Source organism: Streptomyces sp. NPDC006602, from assembly GCF_042870385.1.
Taxonomy (GTDB): domain Bacteria; phylum Actinomycetota; class Actinomycetes; order Streptomycetales; family Streptomycetaceae; genus Streptomyces.
Window position 1 is genome coordinate 37180 of record NZ_JBIAHG010000006.1, and the last position, 24829, is coordinate 62008.

Annotated in this window: 18 protein-coding genes and 1 other RNA gene; 9 read left to right on the forward strand and 10 right to left on the reverse strand. The window is 70.5% G+C overall.

The features are described 5' to 3' along the window. Positions 1-46: 46 nt before the first annotated feature. From ACFYO2_RS18060 to ACFYO2_RS18075, 4 genes are all read right to left on the reverse strand, one after another. Positions 47-955 carry a carbohydrate ABC transporter permease gene (locus tag ACFYO2_RS18060; protein WP_388349682.1) on the reverse strand — a complete coding sequence of 303 codons (909 nt, stop codon included), beginning with the start codon at positions 953-955 and terminating at the stop codon, positions 47-49. Continuing rightward, positions 952-2295 carry a carbohydrate ABC transporter permease gene (locus ACFYO2_RS18065; protein ID WP_388349684.1) on the reverse strand — a complete coding sequence of 448 codons (1344 nt, stop codon included), beginning with the start codon at positions 2293-2295 and terminating at the stop codon, positions 952-954. Before ACFYO2_RS18065 ends, ACFYO2_RS18060 begins: the two co-directional genes overlap by 4 nt. 4 nt (positions 2296-2299) lie before the next feature. After that, a complete protein-coding gene (locus ACFYO2_RS18070; protein WP_388349686.1) occupies positions 2300-3673 on the reverse strand; it encodes an ABC transporter substrate-binding protein in 1374 nt (457 codons plus the stop codon). A gap of 282 nt (positions 3674-3955) precedes the next feature. After that, the gene (locus ACFYO2_RS18075) at positions 3956-7732 is read right to left on the reverse strand and encodes an FHA domain-containing protein (protein ID WP_388350374.1); all 3777 of its coding nucleotides are present in this window, start codon (positions 7730-7732) and stop codon (positions 3956-3958) included. A 448-nt stretch (positions 7733-8180) separates the two neighbouring features. On the opposite strand from ACFYO2_RS18075, the gene ACFYO2_RS18080 reads away from it, so the two are divergent. The 4 genes from ACFYO2_RS18080 (at position 8181) to ACFYO2_RS18095 (ending at position 13610) form a co-directional block, all read left to right on the forward strand. Then, positions 8181-9845: a serine/threonine-protein kinase gene (locus ACFYO2_RS18080; protein WP_388349688.1), complete on the forward strand. Its 1665-nt coding sequence runs from the start codon at positions 8181-8183 to the stop codon at positions 9843-9845. Between the two features lie 124 nt (positions 9846-9969). Next, a complete protein-coding gene (locus tag ACFYO2_RS18085; protein WP_388349690.1) occupies positions 9970-11211 on the forward strand; it encodes a serine/threonine-protein kinase in 1242 nt (413 codons plus the stop codon). Positions 11212-11368: 157 nt separating this feature from the next. Beyond that, on the forward strand, positions 11369-12475 hold the full coding sequence (prfB, locus tag ACFYO2_RS18090) for a peptide chain release factor 2 (protein WP_388349692.1): 1107 nt from the start codon (positions 11369-11371) through the stop codon (positions 12473-12475). A gap of 304 nt (positions 12476-12779) precedes the next feature. Then, entirely contained in the window at positions 12780-13610 is an 831-nt protein-coding gene (locus ACFYO2_RS18095) for a hypothetical protein (protein WP_388349694.1), read from the forward strand. A 109-nt stretch (positions 13611-13719) separates the two neighbouring features. On the opposite strand, the gene ACFYO2_RS18100 is transcribed toward ACFYO2_RS18095, so the two are convergent. Beyond that, positions 13720-13911 carry a hypothetical protein gene (locus ACFYO2_RS18100; RefSeq protein WP_388349696.1) on the reverse strand — a complete coding sequence of 64 codons (192 nt, stop codon included), beginning with the start codon at positions 13909-13911 and terminating at the stop codon, positions 13720-13722. 223 nt (positions 13912-14134) lie between these two features. On the opposite strand from ACFYO2_RS18100, the gene ftsE reads away from it, so the two are divergent. From ftsE to ssrA, 5 genes are all read left to right on the forward strand, one after another. Further along, a complete protein-coding gene (gene ftsE, locus ACFYO2_RS18105) occupies positions 14135-14824 on the forward strand; it encodes a cell division ATP-binding protein FtsE (protein WP_217238635.1) in 690 nt (229 codons plus the stop codon). 38 nt (positions 14825-14862) lie between these two features. Continuing rightward, on the forward strand, positions 14863-15783 hold the full coding sequence (gene ftsX, locus ACFYO2_RS18110) for a permease-like cell division protein FtsX (protein WP_388349698.1): 921 nt from the start codon (positions 14863-14865) through the stop codon (positions 15781-15783). 67 nt (positions 15784-15850) lie between these two features. After that, positions 15851-17023: a S41 family peptidase gene (locus tag ACFYO2_RS18115; RefSeq protein ID WP_388349700.1), complete on the forward strand. Its 1173-nt coding sequence runs from the start codon at positions 15851-15853 to the stop codon at positions 17021-17023. Between the two features lie 54 nt (positions 17024-17077). After that, positions 17078-17620 (forward strand): SsrA-binding protein SmpB, encoded by a 543-nt coding sequence (smpB, locus tag ACFYO2_RS18120; RefSeq protein WP_388349702.1) that lies wholly within the window; start codon positions 17078-17080, stop codon positions 17618-17620. 117 nt (positions 17621-17737) lie between these two features. Continuing rightward, positions 17738-18124, forward strand: a transfer-messenger RNA (tmRNA) gene (gene ssrA, locus ACFYO2_RS18125). A 241-nt stretch (positions 18125-18365) separates the two neighbouring features. On the opposite strand, the gene ACFYO2_RS18130 is transcribed toward ssrA, so the two are convergent. From ACFYO2_RS18130 to ACFYO2_RS18150, 5 genes are read right to left on the reverse strand one after another with little or no spacing between them, the layout of a single operon-like run. Continuing rightward, a complete protein-coding gene (locus ACFYO2_RS18130; RefSeq protein ID WP_388349704.1) occupies positions 18366-19373 on the reverse strand; it encodes a LacI family DNA-binding transcriptional regulator in 1008 nt (335 codons plus the stop codon). Next, positions 19373-21622, reverse strand: coding sequence for an alpha-xylosidase (gene yicI, locus ACFYO2_RS18135; RefSeq protein WP_388349706.1), 2250 nt, complete (start codon positions 21620-21622; stop codon positions 19373-19375). Before yicI ends, ACFYO2_RS18130 begins: the two co-directional genes overlap by 1 nt. An 11-nt stretch (positions 21623-21633) precedes the next feature. Then, positions 21634-22455: a carbohydrate ABC transporter permease gene (locus tag ACFYO2_RS18140; protein ID WP_388349708.1), complete on the reverse strand. Its 822-nt coding sequence runs from the start codon at positions 22453-22455 to the stop codon at positions 21634-21636. Further along, positions 22452-23420: a carbohydrate ABC transporter permease gene (locus ACFYO2_RS18145; RefSeq protein ID WP_388349710.1), complete on the reverse strand. Its 969-nt coding sequence runs from the start codon at positions 23418-23420 to the stop codon at positions 22452-22454. Before ACFYO2_RS18145 ends, ACFYO2_RS18140 begins: the two co-directional genes overlap by 4 nt. Continuing rightward, positions 23417-24712 carry an ABC transporter substrate-binding protein gene (locus ACFYO2_RS18150; protein WP_388349712.1) on the reverse strand — a complete coding sequence of 432 codons (1296 nt, stop codon included), beginning with the start codon at positions 24710-24712 and terminating at the stop codon, positions 23417-23419. Before ACFYO2_RS18150 ends, ACFYO2_RS18145 begins: the two co-directional genes overlap by 4 nt. Between the last annotated feature and the right edge of the window lie 117 nt (positions 24713-24829).

Consider the following 24829-nt stretch of genomic DNA (forward strand, 5'->3'; position numbering starts at 1 on the left):
GGGGCGGACCGGTGTGGTCCGCCCCCGAAGTGGGTTTCCGTGCCGCCTACTTGACCGCGCCCGCCATCACGCCGGACACGAACTGCCGCTGGAACGCGAAGAACACGGCCAGTGGGATCACCATGGAGATGAACGCGCCCGGTGCCAGGACGTCGATGTTGTTGCCGAACTGGCGGACCTGCGTCTGCAGCGCCACCGTGATCGGCTGGCTGTCGGCGTCGGAGAACACCAGCGCGATCAGCATGTCGTTCCACACCCAAAGGAACTGGAAGATGCCCAGGCTCGCGATCGCCGGCGCGCCCAGCGGCATCACGACCCTGGCGAACAGGCGCAGTTCACCGGCGCCGTCCAGTCGGGCCGCCTCCAGCAACTCCCGGGGGATCTCCGCGAAGAAGTTCCGCAGCAGGAACACCGCGAAGGGCAGACCGAAGCCCGTGTGGAAGAGGACCACGCCGAAGATCGAGCCGAACAGGCCGAGCTTGCCGAAGAGTTCGGCGATCGGGATCAGCGCCACCTGCACGGGCACGACCAATAGGCCGACCACGCCCAGGAACCACCAGTCGCGGCCCGGGAACTCCATCCACGCGAACGCGTAGCCCGCGAGCGCGCCGATCACGACGACCAGGGCCGTCGCCGGCACGGTGATCAGCACGGTGTTGACGAGCGAATTCGTGATGTCGCTGTTCTGCAGGAGCTTGTCGTAGCTCTCGAAGGTGAGTTGGGACGGCTTGGAGAAGACCTCCCACCAGCCGCTTGCGGCCATCTCCCGCGGCGGGCGCAGCGAGGACAGCAGCAGACCGATCGTCGGCACCAGCCAGAACAGGCCGACGACGATGAGGAACACGCGCAGCAGACCGCCGCTGACGCCTTCGGCGAGGCGCGCGGCCAGGGACCGCTTGGCCTTCACGCTCTCGACCGGTGCCCTCTTGGTGAGCCTGTCGGCATGTGTCGTCATCGCCGCACCTCCCGCCTGAGCCTGCGGACGTTGAACCACATCACCGGGATGACCAGCAGGAGCAGGAACACCGAGATGGCACTCGCGATGCCCGGCTGGTCCTCGGAGAAGCCCTTGCGATACAGCTCCAGCGCGAGGACGTTCGCGTCGTCCTGCGAGGAGCCCGGCGCGATGATGAAGACCAGGTCGAAGATCTTCAGGACGTTGATCATCAGGGTGACGGCGACGACCGCCAGGACCGGTGCCAGCAGCGGGACCGTGACCCTGCGGAACACCTGCCACTCGTTCGCCCCGTCCACCCGGGCCGCCTCCAGGAGCTCACGGGGCATCCCGGCCAGCCCGGCCGCGATCAGCACCATCGCGAAACCCGCCCACATCCAGATGTACGACCCGATGATCGCGGGCGTGACCAGCGACGGGCCGAGCCAGTCCAGGCCGTTGTACGCCTCCTTGAAGTTGCTCGCGGGGAGCCGGAGCTGGGCCCCGTCCGCCTTCTCCGACAAGGTGAACGTGCCGTCGTCGGCGGCCTTCGTGGACGCCACGACCTTGCCGTCCTTGACCGCCTCGATCTTCATGCCGGGATAGCCGACCTCGGACGGGTCGGGCGCGCCGAGCGTGCCCACACCCTTGCCGCGGGTGAAGTCCTGCCAGGTCGTGCCGGTGATCTTCCCCGGATCGGCCTGCGGCGCCTCGGCCCGCTTCGCGTCGCCGGGCATCTGCTCGGGAGCGACGCCCACCAGGGGCAGGGTGACCGTGTCGCCGGTGCGGACCGTCGCCTTGGTGACGAAGCCCCCGCCCTGTGCCACCAGCGGCGAATCGCGGCCAGGGTGGGCCTTCGGGAACGCGGACGCCTCCGCGAACGTGTCATGGACGCCCACCCACACCGCGTTCGCCACACCCTTGTCCGGGTCCTGGTCGTAGACCAGCCGGAAGATGATGCCCGCCGCCAGCATCGAGATCGCCATCGGCATGAAGACGACCAGCTTGAACGCCGTACCCCAGCGCACCCGTTCGGTCAGCACCGCGAAGATCAGACCGAGCGCGGTGGCGACCGTCGGCGCGAACACCACCCAGATGACGTTGTTCTTCAGCGCCGTACGGATGCCCTCGTCGGTGAACAGGGCCTCGTAGTTGTCGAATCCGGCGAAGCCGTCACCGGACTGGTTGTAGAAGCTGCGGACGACCGAGTACCCGATCGGGTAGACCACGAGCGCGCCCAACAGCACGAGAGCGGGCAGCAGGAACAGCGCTGCCACGCTCTTGCGGGTGCCGGTCACGCTCTTGCGCGACTTGGGTGCGGCAGGGGGCGGGGCGCCCCCTGCCGCCGTGGCGGACGTCATCGCGTCAGCCGCCGTAGGCCGCAGCCGCGTCGGCCTCCAGTTTCTGCTGGGTGCCGGCGATGTCCGTCGGGTTCTTCAGGAAGTCCTGCAGCGCCTTCCACTCGCCCTTGCCGGGCGTGCCGCCGAAGGCCTGCGGGGCCTGGTCGGACATGTCGAAGCGGAAGTCGTCACCGGCCGCGATCAGCGCCTTGGCCATCTGCTGCTGCACGGCGTTCGGGTACGCCGAGTTCGGCACGCTCTTGTTCGGCGAGAGGTAGCCGCCGAGCTTCGCCTGGACGGTCGCCGCGTCCGGGGAGGCCAGGAAGGTGGCCAGTGCCTGCGCCGCCTCGGAGTCCTTCAGGATCACCGCCGCGTCGCCGCCGGAGACCACGGGCGCGTTGTCGCCCACGGCCGGGAACGGGAACACCTTGGCGCCCGTGCCGACCTTCGCACCGGCCTGGACGATGTTGACCTGCGCGAAGTCGCCCTCGTAGACCATGCCCGCCTTGGGCTGGTCGCCGCCGGTGAAGACCTGCGTCACCGAGGCCGGGAAGTCCGTCTGCAGTGCGCCGGCCGCGCCGCCCGCGACATAGTCCTTCTTGCCCCAGACCTGCGCCAGAGTGGTCAGCGCGTCCTTCACGGACGGGTCCGTCCACTTGATCTCGTGCTTGGCCAGCTGGTCGTACTTGTCCGGGCCCGCCTGGGAGAGATAGATGTTCTCGAACCAGTCGGTCAGGGTCCAGCCCTCGGCGCCGCCGACGGAGAACGGGGTGACGCCGGAGTCGTAGACCGTCTGCGCGGTGGTGAGGAGCTCGTCCCAGGTCTTGGGCTCGGTGGCCCCCGCGTTCTCGAAGACCTTGGCGTTGTACCAGATCAGCGACTTGTTGGCGGCCTTGTAGTAGACGCCGTACTGCTTGCCGTCGACCTTGCCGATGTCCTGCCAGCCCTGGGAGTAGTTCTCCTGCAGTTCCTTGAGGGCGCCGGCGCCGACGGGCTTGGCCCACTTCTTGTCCACGGCCTGCTTGATGGCGCCCGGCTGCGGGAGCATCGCGATGTCCGGCGGCTGGCCGCCCGCGATCTTCGAGCCGAGGAAGTTGACGATCGGGTCCTGTGCGGGCACGAAGGTGACCTTGGCGCCCGTCCGCTTCTCGAACTCCGCGAGAACCTTCTTGAAGTTTGCCTGCTCGGCGCCGCTCCAGACGGCGGCGACCTCCAGGCTCTTGCCGTTCAGCTTGGGCAGGGTGACCGTACCGGTCTCCTTGGCGGTCGTGTCGCTGCCGCTGCTCTTGTCGTCGTCGCCGCCGCAGGCCGTCAGCGAGAGCGCGAGGGCTCCCGCCACCAGAGCGGCTGCGGTCTTCGCGGCCCTGTTCTTCCGGTTCCTACTGCTCGTGCTACGCATCACTGCCCCGTTCTTCGTGCCTCGTCGAACGTTCGAGCGCTGTCCCGTTGCGATCTGGTCTACGCCCGGGGGGTTGGGGGCGGCAAGAGCGCGTCATGTGTCAAGCGGGGGATCGTGACCCCCTCGTGACCAGGTGCGGTGGGTTGCGGCTCGCGTCCACCGGGGGCCGACGCCCCCGGACTCCCGCTATCGGCCAAAGCGCCCTCGTGCTCAAGCTCCCCCGCTCCCGGCCTCGCTCGAACGGGGGGACCTCATGAGCGGCTGGACTGTGCCGAACGGGCGCTACAGGAGTGACGGCACCTCGGTCGCCGCGACCTCTCGTGCCGCCCGCTCCAGCGCGCTGGCCAGCAGAGCCAGATCCGTCGGGCCGTTGCCCAGCTCCCGAACCGGGCGTCGGGTCGGCGGGTCGCCCATCCGTTCCCACTCCAGGGGGACGACCGTGGGCCGCAGGGTCGCCGTGCGCGGGATGCGGCCCGTGACGCGGCCTCCTTGGAACGGGGTCACTCGTCCGTCCGCCCAGGTCAGGCGGCCGCGTCCCGGTGCCGGCTCGTCCGGGCCCGGTGCGGGGACGTCGAGGGTGACGCGGAGGGTGGCCAGCCGTGCCGGGTCCGACTGGGCCGTACGGCCGCCGATGCCGGCCGCGGCCACCAGATGAACGCCGAGGCGCTCGCCCTCGCGGGCCACGGCCTCCAGCGCGCGTATCACCGAACCCGCCGCGGGTCTGCCCGGTGAGCCCAGTGCGGGGGAGACCAGCGCGTCCAGGTCGTCCACGACCACGACGAGGCGGGGCAGGGGCGGGGCGGTCTCCGCCTGGCGCCGGGCGGCCGCCGGGCGCAGTCGGATGGTCGAGCTGGGCGCGGAGTCCAGGTCACCGGTGTGCTCAGCGACGCCGGACGCGCCGCGGGCCGACGCCGTCCGCTGGGCCACGATGCGGCCGGACACCTCGCGCCCGGTGTGCCACTCGGCGAAGTCGGACCGCCCGAGCAGCTCCGCGCGCCGCTTCAGCTCGGCGCTCAGGGACTGGGCCAATTCCCGCATACGCACCGGGTCGTTGGCGGTGAGGTGGGTGGTGACATGCGGTACGTCCGTACACACGCGCAGGCCCTCGCCGTGTCCGCCGCCGTCCGTGCCCACGCTGTCCCGGCCGTCGATCAGCACCACGCTCAGCCGGTCGGGCCGCTCGGCGGCGGCGAGCGAGGCGACGACCGCCCGCAGCAGTTCCGTCCGTCCGCTGCCCGCCGGGCCCTCGATCAGCAGGTGCGGGCCCTCTGCCGCGAGGTCCGCGCAGACCGGGCCGCGCGGTCCGGCCCCCAGCACGGCCCAGGCCCGGCCGCCGAGCGACTCCTTGTCGTCGGCCGCGTCCGCCCAGCGGGCCATCAGCGACGCCGGGGTGGCCCGGGCCAGCCCCAGCTCGTCCAGCAGCCTGGCCGCCTGGGGCAGCGGCGCCGACACGCGCGCGTGCCGCTCACCGGCGGTGCCCGCGGGCCGCAACGGCGCCAGCGCCCGCGCGAACCGCTCGGCCCAGGCGAGCGAGACGGCGTCCACGGCGGCGACGGTGCCGTGGCCCACGGGGCCCACGGGGCCGACAGGGGTGGTGTGGGCGGCAGCGGTGGCCGACGTGGCGCGCGTGGCGGAACCGTCCGTACTCGGCCGCGCAACCCGCAACAGCCGCAGTGCCGTCGCCACGTCGCCGCTGAGCAGCGCCACGGCACCGCACTCGCGGAACGCCGGTGCCGCCGCGCAGGCCGCCTCGTAGGTCTCCGTCACCGGAGAGGCGGGTGACGCGGGTGCCGTCTCGGCGAGGCACACCACGTGGATGCCGGCTCGCGGACCCTCCGACGCCAGCCGCGCCACCGCCTCGCGCACGGCGGCGCCTCCCGGATCGCCGTCCACGACGACCACGGTGTACGGCCCGCGGAAACCGCCCCTGTCCTCGCCGTCCACCGTGTCGTCGTCCCGGGCCCAGGAGGGGCGGTGGTTCGCACCCCGGGGTGACCTGTTGTCGCCGGAGGCACTCCCGTCGCTGCCGTACGACGGGGTGTTGTGCCGGGAGGAGGCGGGGACCGAGGCATCCGTGAGGTGGTCCTCCAGCCGGCGGAGGAGTTCGTCGGTGCGGGCCGTGGCCTGTTCGCGGTCGTAGGCGAGCAGGAGGCGGCAATCCTGGCCGTGTCCCGGGCGCAGATGCGGGAGCCAGCCCAGCCAGGACCACTCGGCGGTGCGCTCCGCGACGGGGCGGGACCGGTCCGCGCTGATCAGGACGACTTCCAGGGCGTCGGGGGAGTGCAGCGCGGCGAGCTGGGCGACGACCGCGCGGGCCAGCCCGGCGAGCCGCTCGCGGGGTCCGGCAAGCCCGAGCGCCCCGGCCTCGCGCAGATCGGCGGTCACCGGAACGGCGGGCAGCAGACCCGAGCCGTCGGGCGCCGCGCGGTCCGCCGTACCGAGCCGCACCGTGAGCGCCTCCGGGTGACCCGGTCCGCGCTCCCACAGCCGGGGCCCGGGGCCCAGCGCGGTCAGTAGCAGGGCTGCCGGGTCCGGCCAGGTCTCGGGGGCCTGCGAGGGCGGGGCCGGGGGTGCCGTCTGTGCTGCGGGGGAGGCGGTGCCCCCGGTCTCGTCGTACGTCCCGCCCCCGGCCGTCTCCTGCTCGCCGCGCCCGCCGGTCAGCCGGCGCGCCCACGCCGAGAGGCCGCCGCGCTTGCGCAGGCCGGGCGGTACGTCGGTCCCGCGGAGGGGGGTTCCTTTGCGGCGGCCGGAACCGGGGGTGGCGGCCGGGTCCATGGTGTCGTCGGCCTCGTCGCCCCGGCTGTGTCCGTGGCCGTCGCTCGCAGGTGTGCCGTGCGCAGGGGTGCCGTGCGGGGCGTTGTCGGACGCGCCGGATCGGGGCCGTCCGCCGTCCTGGCTGATCGGGCGGGTGGCGTCGCCGGGTCGGCTTGTCCCGGACGGGCCTCCGTGTGCTCGTCCGCCGTCGCCGGCGATCGCTCCGGACGGGCCTTCGCGGGTCTGCCCGACGGCTCCGGTCCCAGAGCCCGGGGCGCTGTTCGCCGCGCCCACGCCGAACCGCCCGGCGTGGGTCGCCCCGCTGTCGCCGGAGCCCGAGCCGTCGCGAGGCACGGCGTTGGTCCGGCCGTACGGCCGAGCCCCTCTGGTCTCGATGGGCGGTGCCCCGCCCTGGCCCGGTACGACGAGCGGTGGTTCGACGGGGCCGCGGCCCTGCGTGTCCGGGGTGCCGGTCGAGGCACCCCAGCCCGCCGAGCCGTACGCGTGATGCGTCATCCCAGAGGGGCCGGAGGAACCGGACGGGGCGGTGGAACCGGACGGGCCGGGTTCGCCGTCGGACCCGGAAGCCTGCGCCGGTCCGTCAGCGGTATCGCCGCCGGTCGGCACCCGCACCTGCCCCTCCCCGTCGGGAGTCGTCCGCACGCGTGCCCCCGGGCCGCCCGCCGGGGCCAGCCGCAGGGCCGACTCGCCGATCCGCAGTAGCGCACCCGGCGTGAGACGGACCGGGCGGGTGCCCACTCGTGCGCCGTCCAGTGAGGTGCCGTTCGTGGACTCGAGGTCGGCGACCGAGACGCGGCCGTCGGGGCCGACCGTCACCGCGCAGTGCAGGCGGGAGACGTCGGGGTCGTCGAGCGGGACGTCGGCGTCGGCGGAGCGGCCGATGTGGATCTGACCGCCGTGGAGGAGATGGACCCCGCCCGCGTCCGGACCCGCTACCACGCGGAGTTGGGTCGGCGCGTCGTCCAGCTCGGGATGCGCCTCCGGCTCGCCGGGGGCGCCCAGGGACAGCACGGCGCCGTCGATCAGCGGGGGCTCGCCCAGGGTGCAGCGCTGGGCGTCGAGCCGCTCCGCACCGGCGTACAGCACGACCGGGCCGCCTCCGGCCTCCCGGCTCCGCTCCGGCGGGGCGCCCGCGTCCGCGGGGACCGCCGAGGCGAGCGCCGACGCCACCGCGGCCAGAGCGGTGCCCGCGGGCGCGGTGACCAGCACGTCGCAGCTCGCGGTGCGGCTCTGGGCCCGATCGGGCGACCCCAGCGGGTCTACGACGGTCAGCCGGATCTGCATCGCCGTCAGCGGTCCCTTCTGCGCGGGCACCCGGGGGCGAGGACGAAGCCGCTCCGCGGTCCCACGCCACGGACTTCCCCACCACCACGAGCACGTCGGCCAGTACAGGAGGCATCCTCGCACCTGCCACTGACAAAGCGCCCGCCGCCCATCATCAAATGATCTTGATTGGTCGGCTCTGCCCGCAAAAGTGCCTGACCAGTGCCCGACCCGTGACCACTTGAGATCGGTCACGCGCGGCTGCGGCAACCAACGGGATCGAGTCGTGCGTCTTTCCTTCGAACGCGCACGGGAACCGGTACGTAAGACGCACAGAATGACGACACCGCGGTGTTCCGGACAGCGGCACTACAGTGGGTCGGAACACCCATAGCACGCCGGACACCCGTGCAGGGGTCAGCCAAGCAAGCAGGTAAGCCAGCAACGCCAGCAACAGGGAGCGCATGACGTGCGGCCGGTAGGCAGCAAGTACTTCCTCGAGGAGCCGCTCGGACGCGGCGCGACGGGGACCGTCTGGCGAGCCCGCCAGCGCGAGACCGCGGGCGCCGAGGCGGCCGTGCAGGGCCAGCCCGGCGAGACCGTCGCGATCAAGGTCCTCAAGGAGGAGCTCGCGAGCGATCCCGACATCGTGATGCGGTTCATGCGCGAGCGCTCCGTCCTGCTCCGCCTGACCCACCCGAACATCGTGCGGGTGCGCGACCTGGTCGTCGAGGGCGATCTGCTCGCCCTGGTCATGGACCTCGTCGAGGGCCCCGACCTGCACCGCTACCTGCGCGAGAACGGCCCCTTCACACCCGTCGGCGCCGCCCTGCTCACCGCGCAGATCGCCGACGCGCTCGCCGCCAGCCACGCCGACGGCGTCGTCCACCGCGACCTGAAGCCGGCGAACGTCCTGCTCAAGCAGTACGGCGGCCAGATGCACCCGATGCTGACCGACTTCGGCATCGCGCGCCTCGCCGACTCGCCCGGCCTGACCCGCACCCACGAGTTCGTCGGCACGCCCGCGTACGTCGCGCCCGAGTCCGCCGAGGGCCGCCCGCAGACCTCCGCCGTCGACATCTACGGCGCCGGCATCCTGATGTACGAGCTGGTCACCGGCCGTCCCCCGTTCGGCGGCGGCTCGGCCCTCGAAGTCCTCCACCAGCACCTCAGCGCCGAGCCGCGCCGCCCGTCCACGGTCCCCGACCCGCTCTGGACGGTCATCGAACGCTGCCTGCGCAAGAACCCCGAGGAGCGCCCCAGCGCCGAGAACCTCGCGCGCGCTCTGCGCACCGTCGCCGAGGGTGTCGGCGTGCACGCCAACTCCGCGCAGATCGCCGCCGCGGAGGCGGTCGGCGCGCTGCTCGGACCCGACCCGGCCCCGGCGGCCGTCCCGGGCGTGCCCGGCGCCGCCGACCCGACACAGGTGCTGCCGCACGGCGCGGGCGCGTACGACCCGAACGCCGCCACCAGCGTCATGCCGCACACCGGCGGGCCCGGTGGCCCTTCGGGTGCCGCCGACCCCACCGCCGTCATGCCGCCGGTGCCGCAGCACCAGCAGGGGCAGCAGCCCGGCAGGCCCGAGGACCCGCACCCCTGGCAGAACCAGCTGCGCGCCGCCCGCGACCGCAACGAACAGACGCAGGTCCAGTACCTCGACCCCAGCCAGGACCCGCTGCGCCGCCGCCCCCAGCGGCAGGTCGCCCGGCCGCAACAGCAGCCGCGACCTCAGCAGCAGCGGCCCGCACAGCCACCGCAGCCCGGTGGCTACGGCAACCCGCAGCAGCAACAGCCGCAGCAGTACGCCCCACAGCAGCAGCCCCAGCGACGTCAGCAGCCGCAGCCGCAGCGGTACGCGCCGCCCCCGCAGCCGGAGCCGGAGCGCCCCCGGCGTGAGCCCCGTGAGCGGCGGCAGCGCAGCGCCAACCCGATGAAGATCCCCGGGCTCGGCTGCCTCAAGGGGTGCCTGTTCACGATCGTCATCCTGTTCGTCGCGGGCTGGCTGGTGTGGGAGCTGAGCCCGTTGCAGGAGTGGATCGGCACGGGCAAGAGCTACTGGCAGGAGATCAGCGACCTCTTCACCACGGTGACCGGGTGGATCGGGGACCTGAGCGGGAGCTCGTCCGGCCAGTAGTGACCCCGGGGCCGGGCGACTCTGGGGATTTGTCGACACCCAGCGGGTGATTTCTGTCTCCGCGGTGAAGGTTGGCTCTTCCGACGCGTAGCTTTGTCGGCAACACGCGTCCGTAGGAGCAGCCTTGGCACGGAAGATCGGCAGCCGGTACACCGCCCACCAGATCCTGGGGCGGGGCAGTGCCGGCTCGGTGTGGCTGGGCGAAGGGCCCGCAGGACCCGTCGCCGTCAAGCTGCTGCGCGAGGACCTCGCGTCCGACCAGGAGCTCGTCGGACGCTTCGTGCAGGAGCGCACGGCCCTGCTCGGCCTGGACCATCCGAACGTGGTCTCGGTGCGCGACCTGGTCGTCGACGGCAACGACCTCGCGCTGGTCATGGACCTGGTCCGGGGCACCGACCTGCGCACCCGGCTCGACCGGGAGAAGCGGCTCGCGCCCGAGGCGGCCGTCGCGATCGTGGCGGACGTGGCGGACGGGCTGGCGGCGGCGCACGCGGCCGGGGTCGTCCACCGGGACGTCAAGCCGGAGAACGTCCTCCTGGACATGCAGGGCCCGCTGGGCCCCGGCGGGTCCCATCCGGCGCTGCTGACCGACTTCGGCGTGGCGAAGCTGATCGATTCGCCGAGGCGCACCCGGGCAACGAAGATCATCGGCACTCCGGACTACCTGGCACCGGAGATCGTGGAGGGCCTGCCGCCACGGGCTTCGGTGGACATCTACGCGCTGGCGACGGTCCTGTACGAGCTGTTGGCGGGCTTCACGCCGTTCGGCGGGGGACACCCGGGTGCGGTTCTGCGCCGGCACGTCACGGAGACGGTCGTCCCCCTCCCCGGCATTCCGGACGAGCTGTGGCAGCTGATCGTGCAGTGCCTGGCCAAGGCGCCGGCCTCCCGGCTGCGGGCCTCCGAGCTGGGCGCACGGCTGCGGGAGCTGCTGCCGATGCTGGCGGGCATGCCGCCGCTGGACGTGGACGAGCCGGACACCGAGGCCGAGGAGGACACGGGCGAGGCGCCGCCTTCCAACGAGCCGGCCTCCTCGGCGCCGGTACGGCGGCGGGGTGCGGTGCCGCTGGTACCGGGCGCGAAGCCGGCCGACTCCAACCGGGACACGCATACGTCGATGAGGGTGCCGGCGCCGGACGAGCTGGCCGGGGGTGCGCGGGGCACCGCCCGTGCGCCTCGGGCCGCGGGCGCCCCCCGGCCCGGTTCCGCCCGGCACCGGGCGGCCACGCGGCGACGGCGTGTCGTGCTGGGTGTGGCTGCGCTGCTGCTGGTCGCCGCGGCGGGCGTCGGCACGTGGGCGGCCACCTCGGGCGACGACCCCGGCACGCCCCAGGACAGCCGGAACTCGTCCCCGGCGACACCCTGAGTCCCAGGGGGCCCGCCCCTGGACCCCCGGCCTGTGCCACCCACCACCCGACTCGGTCGGACAAGAGGTGAGCCAAGAACAGGGCCCGGGGGCGGAGCCTCTGCGGACGACGACCGCACCGGCGCCCCCCGCTTGGCGGAGCCGTTAGGCTGGAGGCGTGGCAGTCGTCGATGTATCCGAAGAGCTCAAGTCCCTCTCCTCGACCATGGAGTCGATCGAGGCCGTTCTGGACCTCGACAAGCTGAGGGCAGACATCGCCGTGCTCGAGGAGCAGGCGGCCGCGCCGTCCCTGTGGGACAACCCGGACGAGGCGCAGAAGGTCACCAGCAAGCTCTCCCATCTCCAGGCCGAGGTCAGGAAGGCGGAGACGCTGCGCGGGCGGATCGACGATCTTTCCGTGCTCTTCGAGATGGCCGAGGAGGAGGACGACCCGGACACCAAGGCCGAGGCCGAGTCCGAGCTCGTCGCCGTCAAGAAGGCGCTGGACGAGATGGAGGTCCGCACGCTGCTCAGCGGTGAGTACGACGCGCGCGAGGCACTTGTCAACATCCGCGCGGAGGCCGGTGGCGTCGACGCCGCCGACTTCGCCGAGAAGCTGCAGCGGATGTACCTGCGCTGGGCGGAGCAGCACGGCTACAAGACCGAGGTCTACGAGACGTCGTACGCCGAAGAGGCCGGCATCAAGTCGACCACCTTCGCCGTGCAGATCCCGTACGCCTACGGCACCCTCTCCGTCGAGCAGGGCACCCACCGGCTCGTCCGGATCTCGCCCTTCGACAACCAGGGACGCCGCCAGACCTCGTTCGCGGGCGTCGAGATCCTTCCCGTGGTCGAGCAGACCGACCACATCGAGATCGACGAGTCCGAGTTGCGGGTGGACGTGTACCGGTCGTCGGGACCGGGCGGCCAGGGCGTGAACACCACCGACTCCGCGGTGCGCCTGACCCACCTCCCCACCGGCATCGTCGTCTCCTGTCAGAACGAGCGGTCGCAGATCCAGAACAAGGCGACCGCGATGAACGTGCTCCAGGCCAAGCTCCTCGAGCGGCGCCGCCAGGAGGAGCAGGCCAAGATGAACGCCCTCAAGGGCGACGGCGGCAACTCCTGGGGCAACCAGATGCGTTCGTACGTGCTGCACCCGTACCAGATGGTCAAGGACCTGCGCACCGATTACGAGGTCGGCAACCCCGAGGCCGTGTTCAACGGCGAGATCGACGGGTTCCTGGAGGCCGGAATTCGCTGGCGCAAGCAGCAGGAGAAGTAAGTTTGTCGACAAGGCAACTGCCGCCCCTCCGGCGGCAGTTGTCTTTTTGTGTGCCCGGATGTGCGCCTGATGTCTAGGTTTTACATCACACTCACACACTTCAATGTCCGGCAAAGATCGCTTAGTTGGACATCGTGCGCGCAACGGCCTTGACGTTGCTGTGAAAAATGGGAAAGGTAAAGCGCGGCATGCGTATCTCTGGGGCGCATGTGAACCGGGGGGCCTCAAGTGCAGCTACCTCCTCCGTCGATCACGGCCCCGAGCGCCGCCTCACTGACGATGAGCTACTGGGGGTAGCAACCAGATGACAAAGAAGACGCGGATCCGGATCGCGCGGATTGCCGCCGGTGCCGTGATCGCGGCCGGTGCCTCGCTGACCGCTGCGGGCGCCGCCTCGGCGCTGGAAATCGGCATCGGCGTGTCCGTCGCCGGCGACGATGGTGGTACGACCGGCGGCACCACTGACGGTGGTGCGACCACCGGCGGCACCACTGACGGTGGTACCACCGACGGCGGCGTCATCGGTGGTGTCATCGGCGGCAACGTCGGCGGCACGGCTGACGGCGGTACCACTGACGGCGGCACGACTGACGGCGGTACCACCGACGGCGGCACGGTCGACGGCGGTACCACTGACGGCGGCACGACTGACGGCGGCACGGTCGACGGCGGTACCACCGACGGCGGCACGACTGACGGCGGCACGGTCGACGGCGGTACCACCGACGGCGGCACGACCGACGGCGGCACGAGCAACGGCTCGGGCAACGGTGGTTCGGGCAACGGTGGCTCCGGCAACGGTGGCTCCGGCAACGGCGGCGCGACCGGCGGCAGCACCGACGGTGGCTCCGGCAACGGTGGCGCGACCGGCGGTTCGGGTTCCACCGGCGGCGACAACACCACCCCCGACGGCGGCGGCAGCGTCCCGCAGGACGAGGGCTCCTCGGCCCTCACCGACACCGGTACGGACACCTCGTCCGAGACGTCGGCCCAGGGCAGCGGTGGCGAGCTCGCCGAGACCGGTGCCGCGCAGACCACCTTCCTGGTGCTCGGTGCCGCCACGATGATCGCCGGCGGTGTCGGCTTCCGCGTCCTGCCGCGCCTCATGAGCGGTCGGGGCGGCGCTGTCGCCTGACGGTAGCCGTCTGCTTACGGACCGTACGCACGTCGTACGGTGAAGGGCCCGGAGCGGGTTACCGCTTCGGGCCCTTCGTACGTCCTGTCGTACGTCCTCGGATCGCTTCCTACGCGGTCTGGTGCGCCAGGAGCGCGACCGCCGCGATCAGTATCGCCAGCAATGTGATGAGTGCCATGGGGTTGAGACCCGCGAACAGGTTCTCCTGCTGCAGCCGCTCGCGGTTCGCACGGCACACATGGCACCGGCCCTCGCTCACGGGCGCCGCGCAGTTCGCGCACACCAGCCGGTCGTACGTCATGCGCTCGCCCTCCTTGCACCGGTTCCATGTACACAACGCCTGTGGGAACCCGAACGTTCCCCCTCCACTGTGCCAGGTTCCCCGGCATTCAGCGCGGGGTCCCGTGGGACCAGGGCATGCACAAAACGCACAACTGCCACGCAACCCCAACCGGTGCCTGCGCTCGCCTGCCCGGTTCGCGTATGGTCACGCTCATCTACCCCCGGCGACCCGTGGTGCATCCGTGATCCGATTCGACAACGTATCCAAGGTCTACCCCAAGCAGACCCGTCCCGCACTCAGGGATGTCTCCCTTGAAGTGGAGAAGGGCGAGTTCGTGTTCCTCGTGGGGTCCTCCGGCTCCGGAAAGTCCACCTTTCTGCGGCTGGTCCTCCGCGAGGAGCGGGCCAGCCACGGTCAGGTGCACGTCCTGGGCAAGGACCTCGCGCGCCTCACCAACTGGAAGGTGCCGCAGATGCGGCGACAGTTGGGGACGGTGTTCCAGGACTTCCGGCTGCTCCCGAACAAGACGGTCGCCGAGAACGTGGCCTTCGCGCAGGAGGTCATCGGCAAGTCGAAGGGCGAGATCCGCAAGTCCGTGCCGCAGGTGCTCGACCTGGTCGGGCTCGGCGGCAAGGAGGACCGGATGCCCGGCGAGCTGTCCGGTGGTGAGCAGCAGCGCGTGGCCATCGCGAGAGCCTTCGTCAACCGCCCCAAGCTGCTCATCGCCGACGAGCCCACCGGCAACCTCGACCCGCAGACCTCCGTCGGCATCATGAAGCTGCTCGACCGGATCAACCGGACCGGCACGACCGTGTTGATGGCGACGCACGACCAGAACATCGTGGACCAGATGCGCAAGCGCGTCATCGAGCTGGAAAAGGGCCGCCTCGTCCGCGACCAGGCACGCGGCGTCTACGGCTACCAGCACTGACGACCGGCATGCTCCACGGAAAGGCTTAACCAGACGCCATGCGCGCCCAGTTCGTACTGTCCGAGATCGGTGTCGGTCTCCGCCGCAACCTGACGATGACCTTCGCCGTCATCGTCTCCGTCGCCCTGTCGCTCGCCCTGTTCGGCGGGTCGCTCCTGATGAGCGACCAGGTCAACACCATGAAGGGCTATTGGTACGACAAGGTCAACGTCTCGGTCTTCCTCTGCAACAAGAGCGACGCCGAGTCCGACCCTAACTGCGCCAAGGGCGCGGTCACCGAGGACCAGAAGAAGGACATCCTCGCCGACCTGGACAAGATGACGTCGGTCGTCCAGAAGGTGGCGTACGAGTCGCAGGACGCGGCGTACAAGCACTACAAGGAGCAGTTCGGCGATTCCCCGCTGGCCAGCTCCCTCACGCCGGACCAGATGCAGGAGTCGTACCGCATCAAACTGAAGGACCCGGAGAAGTACCAGGTCATCGCGACCGCCTTCGACGGCCGTGACGGCGTGCAGTCGGTGCAGGACCAGAAGGGCATTCTCGACAACCTCTTCGGCCTGCTGAACGGCATGAACTGGGCGGCGCGCGCGGTGATGGCTCTGATGCTGGTCGTCGCGCTGATGCTGATCGTCAACACCGTGCGCGTCTCGGCGTTCAGCCGACGGCGCGAAACCGGGATCATGCGCCTGGTCGGCGCCTCGGGCTTCTACATCCAGGCGCCGTTCATCATGGAGGCCGCGGTCGCCGGGCTCATCGGCGGCACGGTCGCGTGCGGGTTCCTGGTGGTCGCGAGGTACTTCCTCATCGACCACGGTCTCGCCCTGTCCGAGAAGCTGAACCTGATCAACTTCATCGGCTGGGACGCCGTACTGACGAAGCTGCCGCTCATCCTGGCGACGAGTCTGCTGATGCCCGCGTTGGCCGCGTTCTTCGCGCTGCGCAAGTACCTCAAGGTGTGACGCACGCCAAGAGGGCCGTACGGTCAACCGACAGTGCGGCCCTTCGCGTTGTCCTAGACTCACCCGCATGTCAGGCCGAGACCTGTTCTGCCAGCCCCGCCGCATCCGCCGCGGGGCCGCCCTGACATTGGTCTTCACGAGCATCCTCGTCGCCGGCGCCGCGACCGGCTCCTTCCCGGAGGCCGACGGCCGCGACCGGAAATCCTCCTCCGACCCCACCGTGTCGGCCGCCTCGGCGAGCCGCCACGAGGTCGTGGAGAAGGCCGCCGAGGAGGCCATGGCCGACGGCACGTCCCCCATGGAGGCCGCCGAACGCGCGGTCAGCCGCAGCGGGGACCGCTGGGGCGCCGTCTACTCCGAGGGCGAGTACGAGGAGTTCGAGCAGGCCCTCGACGGCCAGTACACCGGCGTCGGCCTGTGGGCGCGGCGCGAACGGGACGGCCGTATCGAGGTGAGCCGGGTGCGGTCCGGGTCGCCCGCGGCCGCCGCCGGGATCCGGAAGGGGGACCGGCTGCGCAGCGTCGACGGTGCGAAGGTCGACGGGCGGCCCGTCACCGAGGTCGTCTCGTCCCTGCGCGGCGACGCCTCGGACGCGGCCGCCGGTACGATCGTCCGCCTCGGCCTGGAACGCGGCACGCGCGCGTGGAGCCTCACGCTGCGCAGGGCCCGCCTCTCCACCGACGATGTGACAGTGCGCACACTGGTCGGCGGCATCACCGTCATCAAGGTCGCCGCCTTCACCAAGGGCGTCGGCGAGCGCGTCCGCACCGCCGTACGGCAGGCCCCGGCCGGCGCCGGCATCGTCCTCGACCTGCGCGGCAACTCCGGCGGCCTGGTCACCGAGGCCGTCACCGCCGCGTCCGCCTTCCTCGACGGCGGCCTCGTCGCCACGTACGACGTCGACGGCGAGCAGCGCGCCCTGCACGCCGCCGCGGGCGGCGACACCACCAGACCCCTGGTCGCGCTCGTCGACGGCGGCACGATGAGCGCGGCCGAGCTGCTCACCGGCGCCCTGCAGGACCGCGGCCGCGCGGTCGTCGTGGGCTCCCGCACCTTCGGCAAGGGCTCCGTCCAGATGCCGAGCCGGCTGCCCGACGGCTCCGTCGCCGAGCTGACCGTCGGGCACTACCGCACCCCGTCCGGCCGCGGCGTCGACGGCACCGGCATCACGCCGGACCTGGACGCCGACCAGCAGGTGCTGGAGCGCGCGGAGACCGTTCTGAGCGGCCTGGGCCGGTAGCCGCTTAATCGGCTTCCCGCGGACCCCCTCCTTAGTGCGAAAATGGGCGGCACTATGAGCAAGGGAATGTACGTACCGAAGGAATCCCAGCCCAAGCAGGGCGCTGGGGCCGCGAAGGTCAAGGACGGCAAGCGCAAGATCGTCGCCCAGAACAAGAAGGCGCGGCACGACTACGCGATCATCGACGTCTACGAGGCCGGGCTGGTGCTCAGCGGCACCGAGGTGAAGTCGCTGCGCCAGGGCCGTGCCTCGCTGACGGACGGCTTCGTCCAGATCGACGGGAACGAGGCGTGGCTGCACAACGCCCACATCCCCGAGTACAGCCAGGGCACCTGGACCAACCACTCCGTGCGCCGCAAGCGCAAGCTGCTCCTGCACCGCGAGGAGATCGACAAGCTGGAGGCCAAGACCCAGGAGACGGGTCACACGATCGTGCCCCTCGCCTTGTACTTCAAGGACGGTCGGGCGAAGGCCGAGATCGCCCTCGCGCGAGGCAAGAAGGAGTACGACAAGCGTCAGACCCTGCGGGAGAAGCAGGACCGGCGGGAGTCGGACCGCGCGATCGCGGCGGCGAAGCGGAAGCAGCGGGCCCAGTAGGGCGAGCCGCCGGGAATACGGTGGCATCGTCGTGCGTTGGTCACGTACGATGGCACTGCACCCCACAGCGGGTGCGCGCTCCACTCCGGTCTCCGGAGGGGATTGAAAAAACAACATGGGGATGATCGGTTTCGACAGCGGCTGTCGAAGCAGGGGAAGCGTGTCGAGGAAGCGGCAATGATCTCGTTAACCATATGTCGCAACCAATAATCGCCAATTCCAAGAGCGATTCCCGCGCCTTCGCCCTCGCTGCCTAATAAGCAGTGAGTGAAGGCCCTTACGGGTGTCAGACCGGGGATGTTCCCGACCCGGACCCTGGCATAATCTAGGGAACTAAACCATCGGGCCCGGTCACGGGGTCCGATGGGAAATCAAACAGTGACTGGGCCCGTCGGCGACTTGTTCGCGTGATCGCCGGGGCCGAGAAAATCACAGCGAACTGCACACGGAGAAGCCCTGATTCTGCACCGTTGGACGCGGGTTCGATTCCCGCCATCTCCACTCGCCCGCGCCTGAGCGGGTACCCCATGTGGGCACAGGCCCCGTCGCTTCCGAGCGGCGGGGCCTGTGCCATGCTCGGATCAACAGCTTTCCCGGCGGCACCCACGTGGTCAAAGAGGGGCCCGCACTCACCCGAGTGCGGGCCCCCATGCATGCCCCGCCCGTTGTGGTGTGCCGCCCCATATCGGCGTACCGGCTCGGACGGGCCTGGGGGCTCGGCTGAGCCAGGCCCGACCGCCACGTGTCAGGTGTTGCGCGGCGCCGTGCTCGCCCGTTCCGTCAGCCGTGGCGCCAGCAGCGTCGCCTCCGGTACGGCCGTGCCGTCCAGCTTCTGCATGAGCAGCTCGACCGCCCGCGTGCCCACCTCCGCCGACGGCAGCGCGACCGAGGTGACGGGCACGCGGGCGGACTCGGCGAGGTCGTCGGGGCAGATGGCGGTGACGGAGAGGTCGCCGGGGACACGTAGGCCGAGTTTTTCGAAGGCGTCGATCAGGGGCTCCAGCAAGGGTTCGTTGTGGACGACGACTCCCGTCAACGCCGGCTGCTCGCGCAACAGTTGCTCGGCGACCCGGCGGGCGGCGCCCCGGCCCGCCTCGCACGGGTGGACCGAGGAGGCGAGTCCGTGCCGGTCGGCGGCGGCCGTGAAGCCCTGGACCACGCGCTGGGCGAAAGCGGTCTGCCGGACGTACACCTCAGGCGGCGAACCGACCAGCGCCACCGTCCGGTGCCCGAGCCCCGCCAGATGCTCGACGCACACCTCGCCGGCCGCCTTGAAATCCAGGTCGATGCAGGTCAGGCCCTCGGAGGAGGCGGGGAAGCCGATCATCACCGACGGACGCTCCAGGACCCGCAACAGCGGCAGGCGGGGGTCGTGGAGCTGGACGTCCATGAGGATCAGCGCGTCGACCAACGCCGTGTCGGCCACCCTGCGCAGGCCCTCCTCGCCCTCCTCCTGGGTCAACAGCAGGACGTCATGGTCGTAGCGGCGGGCCGTGGTCACGACCGACACCGCGAACTGCATGACCACCGGGACGTGGATGCCGGCCCGTAACGGCACCACCAGCGCCAGCACGTTCGACTTGCTGCTGGCCAGCGCCCGGGCGCCCGCGTGCGGCCGGTAGCCCAGCTCGCGGATGGCCTCCTCCACGCGGCGCTTGGTCTCGTCGGAGATGGGGCGCTTGCCGCTGAGGGCGTAGGAGACCGTGCTGGGGGAGACCCCGGCCTGCCGCGCCACGTCCGTGATCTTCACCATCAGGTCCACTCCACGGTCAGGAACCCGGTCCCGGCCTGCGCCCGCACCTCGCGCTCCCCCACGGCCAGCCCCCAGGGCGCCACCGGGTCACTGCACGACGCCCGCAGCAGATCACCCTCGCGTACGACGGTGAAGGTCACCTCGCCGACCCGCACCGCCACCTGCTGCCCCCGTTGCAGACCGTACGCCCGCAGGGTGACCCCGTCGGCGTGGTCGTAGTCGGGCCGGTCGTCCACCGAACCCACCGGGATCACGGCTCCGGGGCGTACGAGCAGCGGCACGCTCGAGAAGCCGTGGTTCTCGCGCACCCAGCGCGGCCCCGTCACCGTCTCCCCGGTCACGAAGTGGGTCCAGGTGCCCTCCGGGACGTAGTACGAGACGTCGCTGTCGTCGCTGAACACCGGCGCGACCAGCAGGTCCGGGCCGAGCATGTACTGCCGTTCCAGATGCGCGCACCCGGGGTCGTCCGGGAACTCCAGGACCATCGCCCGCATCACCGGCACGCCCTCGGCGTGGGCGGTGCGCGCGGCCTCGTACAGATACGGCATGAGCCGCAGCTTCAGCCGGGTGAAGTGCCGCAGCACGTCCACCGACTCCTCGTCGAACGCCCAGGGCACCCGGTAGGAGGAGCTGCCGTGCAGGCGGCTGTGGGAGGACAGCAGTCCGAAGGCCACCCAGCGCTTGAACAGGGACGGGGTCGGGGTGCCCTCGAAGCCGCCGATGTCGTGGCTCCAGAAGCCGAAGCCGGACAGGCCCAGGGAGAGCCCTCCGCGCAGGGACTCGGCCATCGACTCGTAGGTCGCCTCGCAGTCACCGCCCCAGTGGACCGGGAACTTCTGGCTCCCGGTGGTCGCCGAGCGGGCGAAGACGACCGCCTCCTCCTCACCCCGGTGCTTGCGCAGGACGTCGAAGACCGTGCGGTTGTAGAGGTACGTGTAGTAGTTGTGCATCCGCTCCGGGTCGGAGCCGTCGGACCAGGCCACGTCGAGGGGCACCCGCTCGCCGAAGTCGGTCTTGAAGCAGTCGACGCCCTGGGCGAGCAGCGCCTCCAGCTTCGAGGCGTACCACTCGCGGGCCGCTGGGCTGGTGAAGTCGACCAGCGCCATGCCGGGCTGCCACAGGTCCCACTGCCAGACGCTGCCGTCCGGCCGCTTCAGCAGGTGCCCCAGCGCCTTGCCCTCCGCGAACAGCGGGGAGCGCTGGGCGATGTACGGGTTGATCCACACGGACATCCGCAGGTCCCGCGCGTGCAGCCGCGCCAGCATTCCCTCCGGGTCCGGGAACACCCGCGGGTCCCACTGGAAGTCGCACCAGTTGAACTCGCGCATCCAGAAGCAGTCGAAGTGGAAGACGGACAGCGGCAGTTCGCGCTCACGCATGCCCTCGATGAAGGAGGTGACGGTCTCCTCGTCGTACGACGTGGTGAACGAGGTCGACAGCCACAGGCCGAAGGACCAGGGCGGCGGGAGGGCGGGGCGGCCCGTGAGGGCGGTGTACTTGCGCAGGATGTCCTTCGGGGTCGGGCCGTAGATGACGTAGTACGTCAACTGCTGGGTCTCGGCGCTGAACTGCACCCGCGAGACGACCTCCGAGCCGACCTCGAAGGCCACCTTGCCCGGATGGTCGACGAAGACGCCGTAGCCCCCGTCCGTCAGGTAGAAGGGCACGTTCTTGTACGCCTGCTCGGTCGCCGTGCCGCCGTCGGCGTTCCAGATGTCGACGACCTGGCCGTTCTTCACCAGGGGGCCGAACCGTTCACCGAGGCCGTAGACCGAGGTCCCCACACCGAGGTTGAGCTGCTCGCGCAGGTAGTGCCCGCCTGCGGCGTCCCGCATGATGCCCATGCCCTTGGTGGAGCTGGAGGTGAGGGTGCGGCCGTGGGCGAGGAAGTCGACGTGCCAGGAGCCGGTGCGGGCCACCCGGACCGACAGCGCGCCGGAGGTCAGGGTCGCGTGCTCGTCGTCGTACGACACCTGGGGCGGGACGTCTTCCCGCCCCACCTCGAACTCCGGTCCGCGCGGCTGCTCGCCGTCGAAGTGGGTGAAGGTGACGCCGATGACGTCCGGCATCGGAGCGTGGGCGCTGATCGTCACGACCGGTCCCTTCAGCAGGTCGCCGCGGTGGCGGATGGGCTGGGTCGGCGCGTGGATCTCCAGCGCGCCGTCCTCGGCGGTGACGTCGAGCACCTCGGCCGGATAGGCCGCGGTGACGCCCTCACGCAGCAGCCAGTAGCCGTCGGTGAACTTCATGTGGGGGGTCCTTACTTCACGGCACCTACGGCGATGCCGCGGGTGAGGGTTCGCTGGAAGAGGAGGAAGAAGACGAGGGCGGGCAGGACACCGAGGAGGGCGGCCGCGTTGGTCATCGTGGCGTCCATCAGGCGCTGGCCCTGCAGGACGCCGAGGGCCACCGACACGGTCTGGTTGTCGTTGGAGATCAGCATGACCAGGGGGAGCAGGAACTCGTTCCAGGTCCAGATGAAGAAGAAGACCAGGAGCACGCCGAGGGTGGGGCGGCTGACGGGGACCACGATCCGCCACAGCACCTGCCACTTGTTCGCCCCGTCGATCCGGGCCGCCTCGATGATCTCCCGGGGGAACTGGCCGAGGACGGAGGAGAGGAGGTAGGTGCCGAAGGCCGCCTGGATCACCGTGAACACGATGATCACGCTGAGCCGGGTGTCGTAGAGGCCCGCCTCCTTGCTCAGGTAGTAGATCGGGTAGACCAGCGCCTCCTGCGGCAGCATGTTCGCCAGGACGAAGAAGGCGAGGACCCAGGTGCGGCCCTTGACGCGGCCGACGCCGATCGCGTAGGCGTTCAGGACCGACAGGACCACCGCCAGCACCGCCACCGCGCCGCTGATCAGTACCGAGTTGACGAGCTTCTGGCCGAAGTCGACGCGCTGCCAGAAGTCCTTGACGCCGTCGAGGTAGAGGCCCTCCGGGAGGCTGAGGGGGCCGGTCTGGGCGTACTCCGTGGGGGACTTGAACGCGTTGACCACGACGATCGCGAACGGCACGACCATGAAGAGGGCCGCGATGCACAGGGCTACCAGGACCGGGTAGCGGCGGAGCGCGGTCATGCGCGGGTCCCCTCCTCGGCGTCCTCGGCGCGGGTCTGGAGCTTCAGGCCGATCAGGGACAGCAGCAGGATGATCACGGTCAGCACGGTGGAAATCGCGGCGCCGTAGCCGACCTGCGTCTTCTCGAAGAACGTGGTGAAGGAGAAGTAGGAGGGCACGTTCGTCGCCCCGCCCGGGCCGCCCTTCGTCAGGACGTACACCGCGCCGAACACCTTGAGCGCGGCGATCGAGCACCAGGTCAGGACGACGTAGATCTCCGGGCGGATCTGCGGCAGCGTGATGTGCCAGAAGCGGCGCCACCAGCCGGCGCCGTCCAGCTCGGCCGCCTCGTACAGCTGGGGGTCGACGCGTTGCAGGCCCGCCATGAAGACGACCAGCGGGAAGCCGAGCTGGACCCAGACCATCACGCCCATCACGCTGTAGAGCGCGAGGTCCGGGTCGCCGAGCCAGTCCTGCTGCCAGGACGACAGGCCGACGGACTTCAGGAGTTCGTTGAGCGTGCCGTTGTCCGGGGCGAGGATCCAGCTCCAGACGATGCCGGCGACCGCGATCGGCAGCACCTGGGGGAGGTAGAAGCAGGCGCGCAGGACCGCCGCCCACCTGGCTCCGAAGTGCTTGCCGACGTAGTCGAACAGGGCGGCGGCCAGGACCAGACCGATCACCGTCGGCAGGGCCGCCATCGCGACGACCATGAAGAGGCTGTGCCGGAAGGACGCCCAGAACTCGGAGTCGTCCAGCAGCTCGCGGTAGTTGGCCAGGCCCGTCCAGTCGGGGGAGCCCACGCCCTCCCAGTCGGTGAAGCTCACGCCCGTGTTCATCAGGAACGGGACGACGATCACGAGGAGGAAGGCGAGGACACCGGGGAGCAGGAACAGGGCGTACGAGTCGCGGGGGCGGCGGAGCGGGTTCCCGGTGCGGTGGTGCTTGCCGGTGACCCGCCCGCCGCGTTCGACGGTGACCGTCATCGCTTCGGCGCGTCCTTGTCGTACGCCTTCTGCAACGCGTCCAGGTAGTCGTCCGGTTTCTCGCTGCCCGTCATCAGCTTCTGGGTCTCGGAGACGAGGACGTCGTAGAAGCCGGCGACCGGCCAGTCCGGGTAGAAGGCCAGGCCGTCGCGCTGGGAGAGGGTGTTGAAGTCGTCGATGAGCGTCTTGGACTTGGGGTCGGTGATGGCGCTCGCGTCCGCCGCGACCGGCACGCCGCCCTTGTTGCCGAGCAGGTTCTGGATCTTCTTCGACATGGTGATGTCGATGAAGTCGTAGGCGAGGTCCTTGTTCTTCGCGCCCTTGGGGACGACCCACAGGTTGCCGCCGGAGCCGAGGGTGAGGTTCGAGTCGGGCCACAGGAAGGTGCCCCAGTCGAACTTCGCCTCGTCCTGGAAGCGGCCGTACCACCAGCTGCCGGAGAACAGGATCGGCGACTTGCCCTGGAGGAAGGAGACGCCGGTCTGCTCCGCGTTCGCGCCGGTGGACGACTTGCTGATGTATCCCTTCTTCACCCAGTCGGCGAAGGTCTCGGCGGCGTACGTCCAGGCGGCGTCGTGGAAGTCGACCTCGCCCTTGTACAGCTCGAACGCGTCGACCCAGGCGCGGTCCGCCTTCGACAGCGCCAGCTGGTAGAGGTACTGGTGGGCCGGGTACTCGGCGCCGCCGGCGGCGAGCGGGGTGACGCCCTCCGCGGCGAACTTGTCCATCGCGGCGGTCAGTTCGTCGAACGTCTTCGGCTCGGGGATCTTGTACTTGGCGAACAGGTCCTTGTTGTAGAAGACCATCGTGTACTCGGCGTAGTTGGGCACGCCGTACCACTTGCCCGACCCCATCACGCCGTTGGTGTCGTAGAGGCTGGTGGTGCGGACGCCCGCGCCGAGTTTCTTGTCCCAGCCGCGCTTCGTCGCCTCGGCGGTGAGGTCCGTGAGGAGCCCCTGCTTGGAGAGCAGGCCCGCGGTCGCGTTGCCCTTGTTGTACTCCATGAGGTCGGGCGCGTCCGAGGAGTTGAGAACCATCTGCGCGGTCTTCTGCATCTGCGCGAAGCTCTTCTCCTCGTACTCCACCTTCACGCCCGGGTGCTTGGCCTCGAATTCCTTGATGGCCTCGTTCCAGGCCTGCCCCATCGCGCTGTTGGGGGCCTCGTAGTGCCAGAGCTTGAGCGTCTTGCCGTCGGAGGAGCCGCTGTCCGAGCCCCCGCAGGAAGTCAGGAGCAGGGCTCCGCTCAGGGTCGCCGCGGCCAGGGCGGCCACACGCCTTCGTGCCGTCAACATCCAGTGCCTCCCGGGGAGTCGGCTGGGTATCCGGCGTCACGCTGCGTTCATCGAATCCATTCGATGCGTGACGTCGAAGCGCTTCGACGGGGGACCGTATGTTGCGGCTGTGAGGGC

Excerpts from the sequence above, each read along its gene's own strand:
- ACFYO2_RS18065 (WP_388349684.1), bottom strand. The coding sequence starts at position 2,295 with ATGACGTCCGCCACGGCGGCAGGGGGCGCCCCGCCCCCTGCCGCACCC.
- ACFYO2_RS18130 (WP_388349704.1), bottom strand. The coding sequence starts at position 19,373 with ATGGTGAAGATCACGGACGTGGCGCGGCAGGCCGGGGTCTCCCCCAGC.
- smpB (WP_388349702.1), top strand. The coding sequence starts at position 17,078 with ATGAGCAAGGGAATGTACGTACCGAAGGAATCCCAGCCCAAGCAGGGC.
- ACFYO2_RS18100 (WP_388349696.1), bottom strand. The coding sequence starts at position 13,911 with ATGACGTACGACCGGCTGGTGTGCGCGAACTGCGCGGCGCCCGTGAGC.
- ACFYO2_RS18060 (WP_388349682.1), bottom strand. The coding sequence starts at position 955 with ATGACGACACATGCCGACAGGCTCACCAAGAGGGCACCGGTCGAGAGC.
- ACFYO2_RS18140 (WP_388349708.1), bottom strand. The coding sequence starts at position 22,455 with ATGACCGCGCTCCGCCGCTACCCGGTCCTGGTAGCCCTGTGCATCGCG.
- ACFYO2_RS18095 (WP_388349694.1), top strand. The coding sequence starts at position 12,780 with ATGACAAAGAAGACGCGGATCCGGATCGCGCGGATTGCCGCCGGTGCC.
- ftsX (WP_388349698.1), top strand. The coding sequence starts at position 14,863 with ATGCGCGCCCAGTTCGTACTGTCCGAGATCGGTGTCGGTCTCCGCCGC.
- ACFYO2_RS18145 (WP_388349710.1), bottom strand. The coding sequence starts at position 23,420 with ATGACGGTCACCGTCGAACGCGGCGGGCGGGTCACCGGCAAGCACCAC.
- yicI (WP_388349706.1), bottom strand. The coding sequence starts at position 21,622 with ATGAAGTTCACCGACGGCTACTGGCTGCTGCGTGAGGGCGTCACCGCG.
- ACFYO2_RS18150 (WP_388349712.1), bottom strand. The coding sequence starts at position 24,712 with ATGTTGACGGCACGAAGGCGTGTGGCCGCCCTGGCCGCGGCGACCCTG.
- ACFYO2_RS18115 (WP_388349700.1), top strand. The coding sequence starts at position 15,851 with ATGTCAGGCCGAGACCTGTTCTGCCAGCCCCGCCGCATCCGCCGCGGG.
- ACFYO2_RS18075 (WP_388350374.1), bottom strand. The coding sequence starts at position 7,732 with ATGCAGATCCGGCTGACCGTCGTAGACCCGCTGGGGTCGCCCGATCGG.
- ACFYO2_RS18070 (WP_388349686.1), bottom strand. The coding sequence starts at position 3,673 with ATGCGTAGCACGAGCAGTAGGAACCGGAAGAACAGGGCCGCGAAGACC.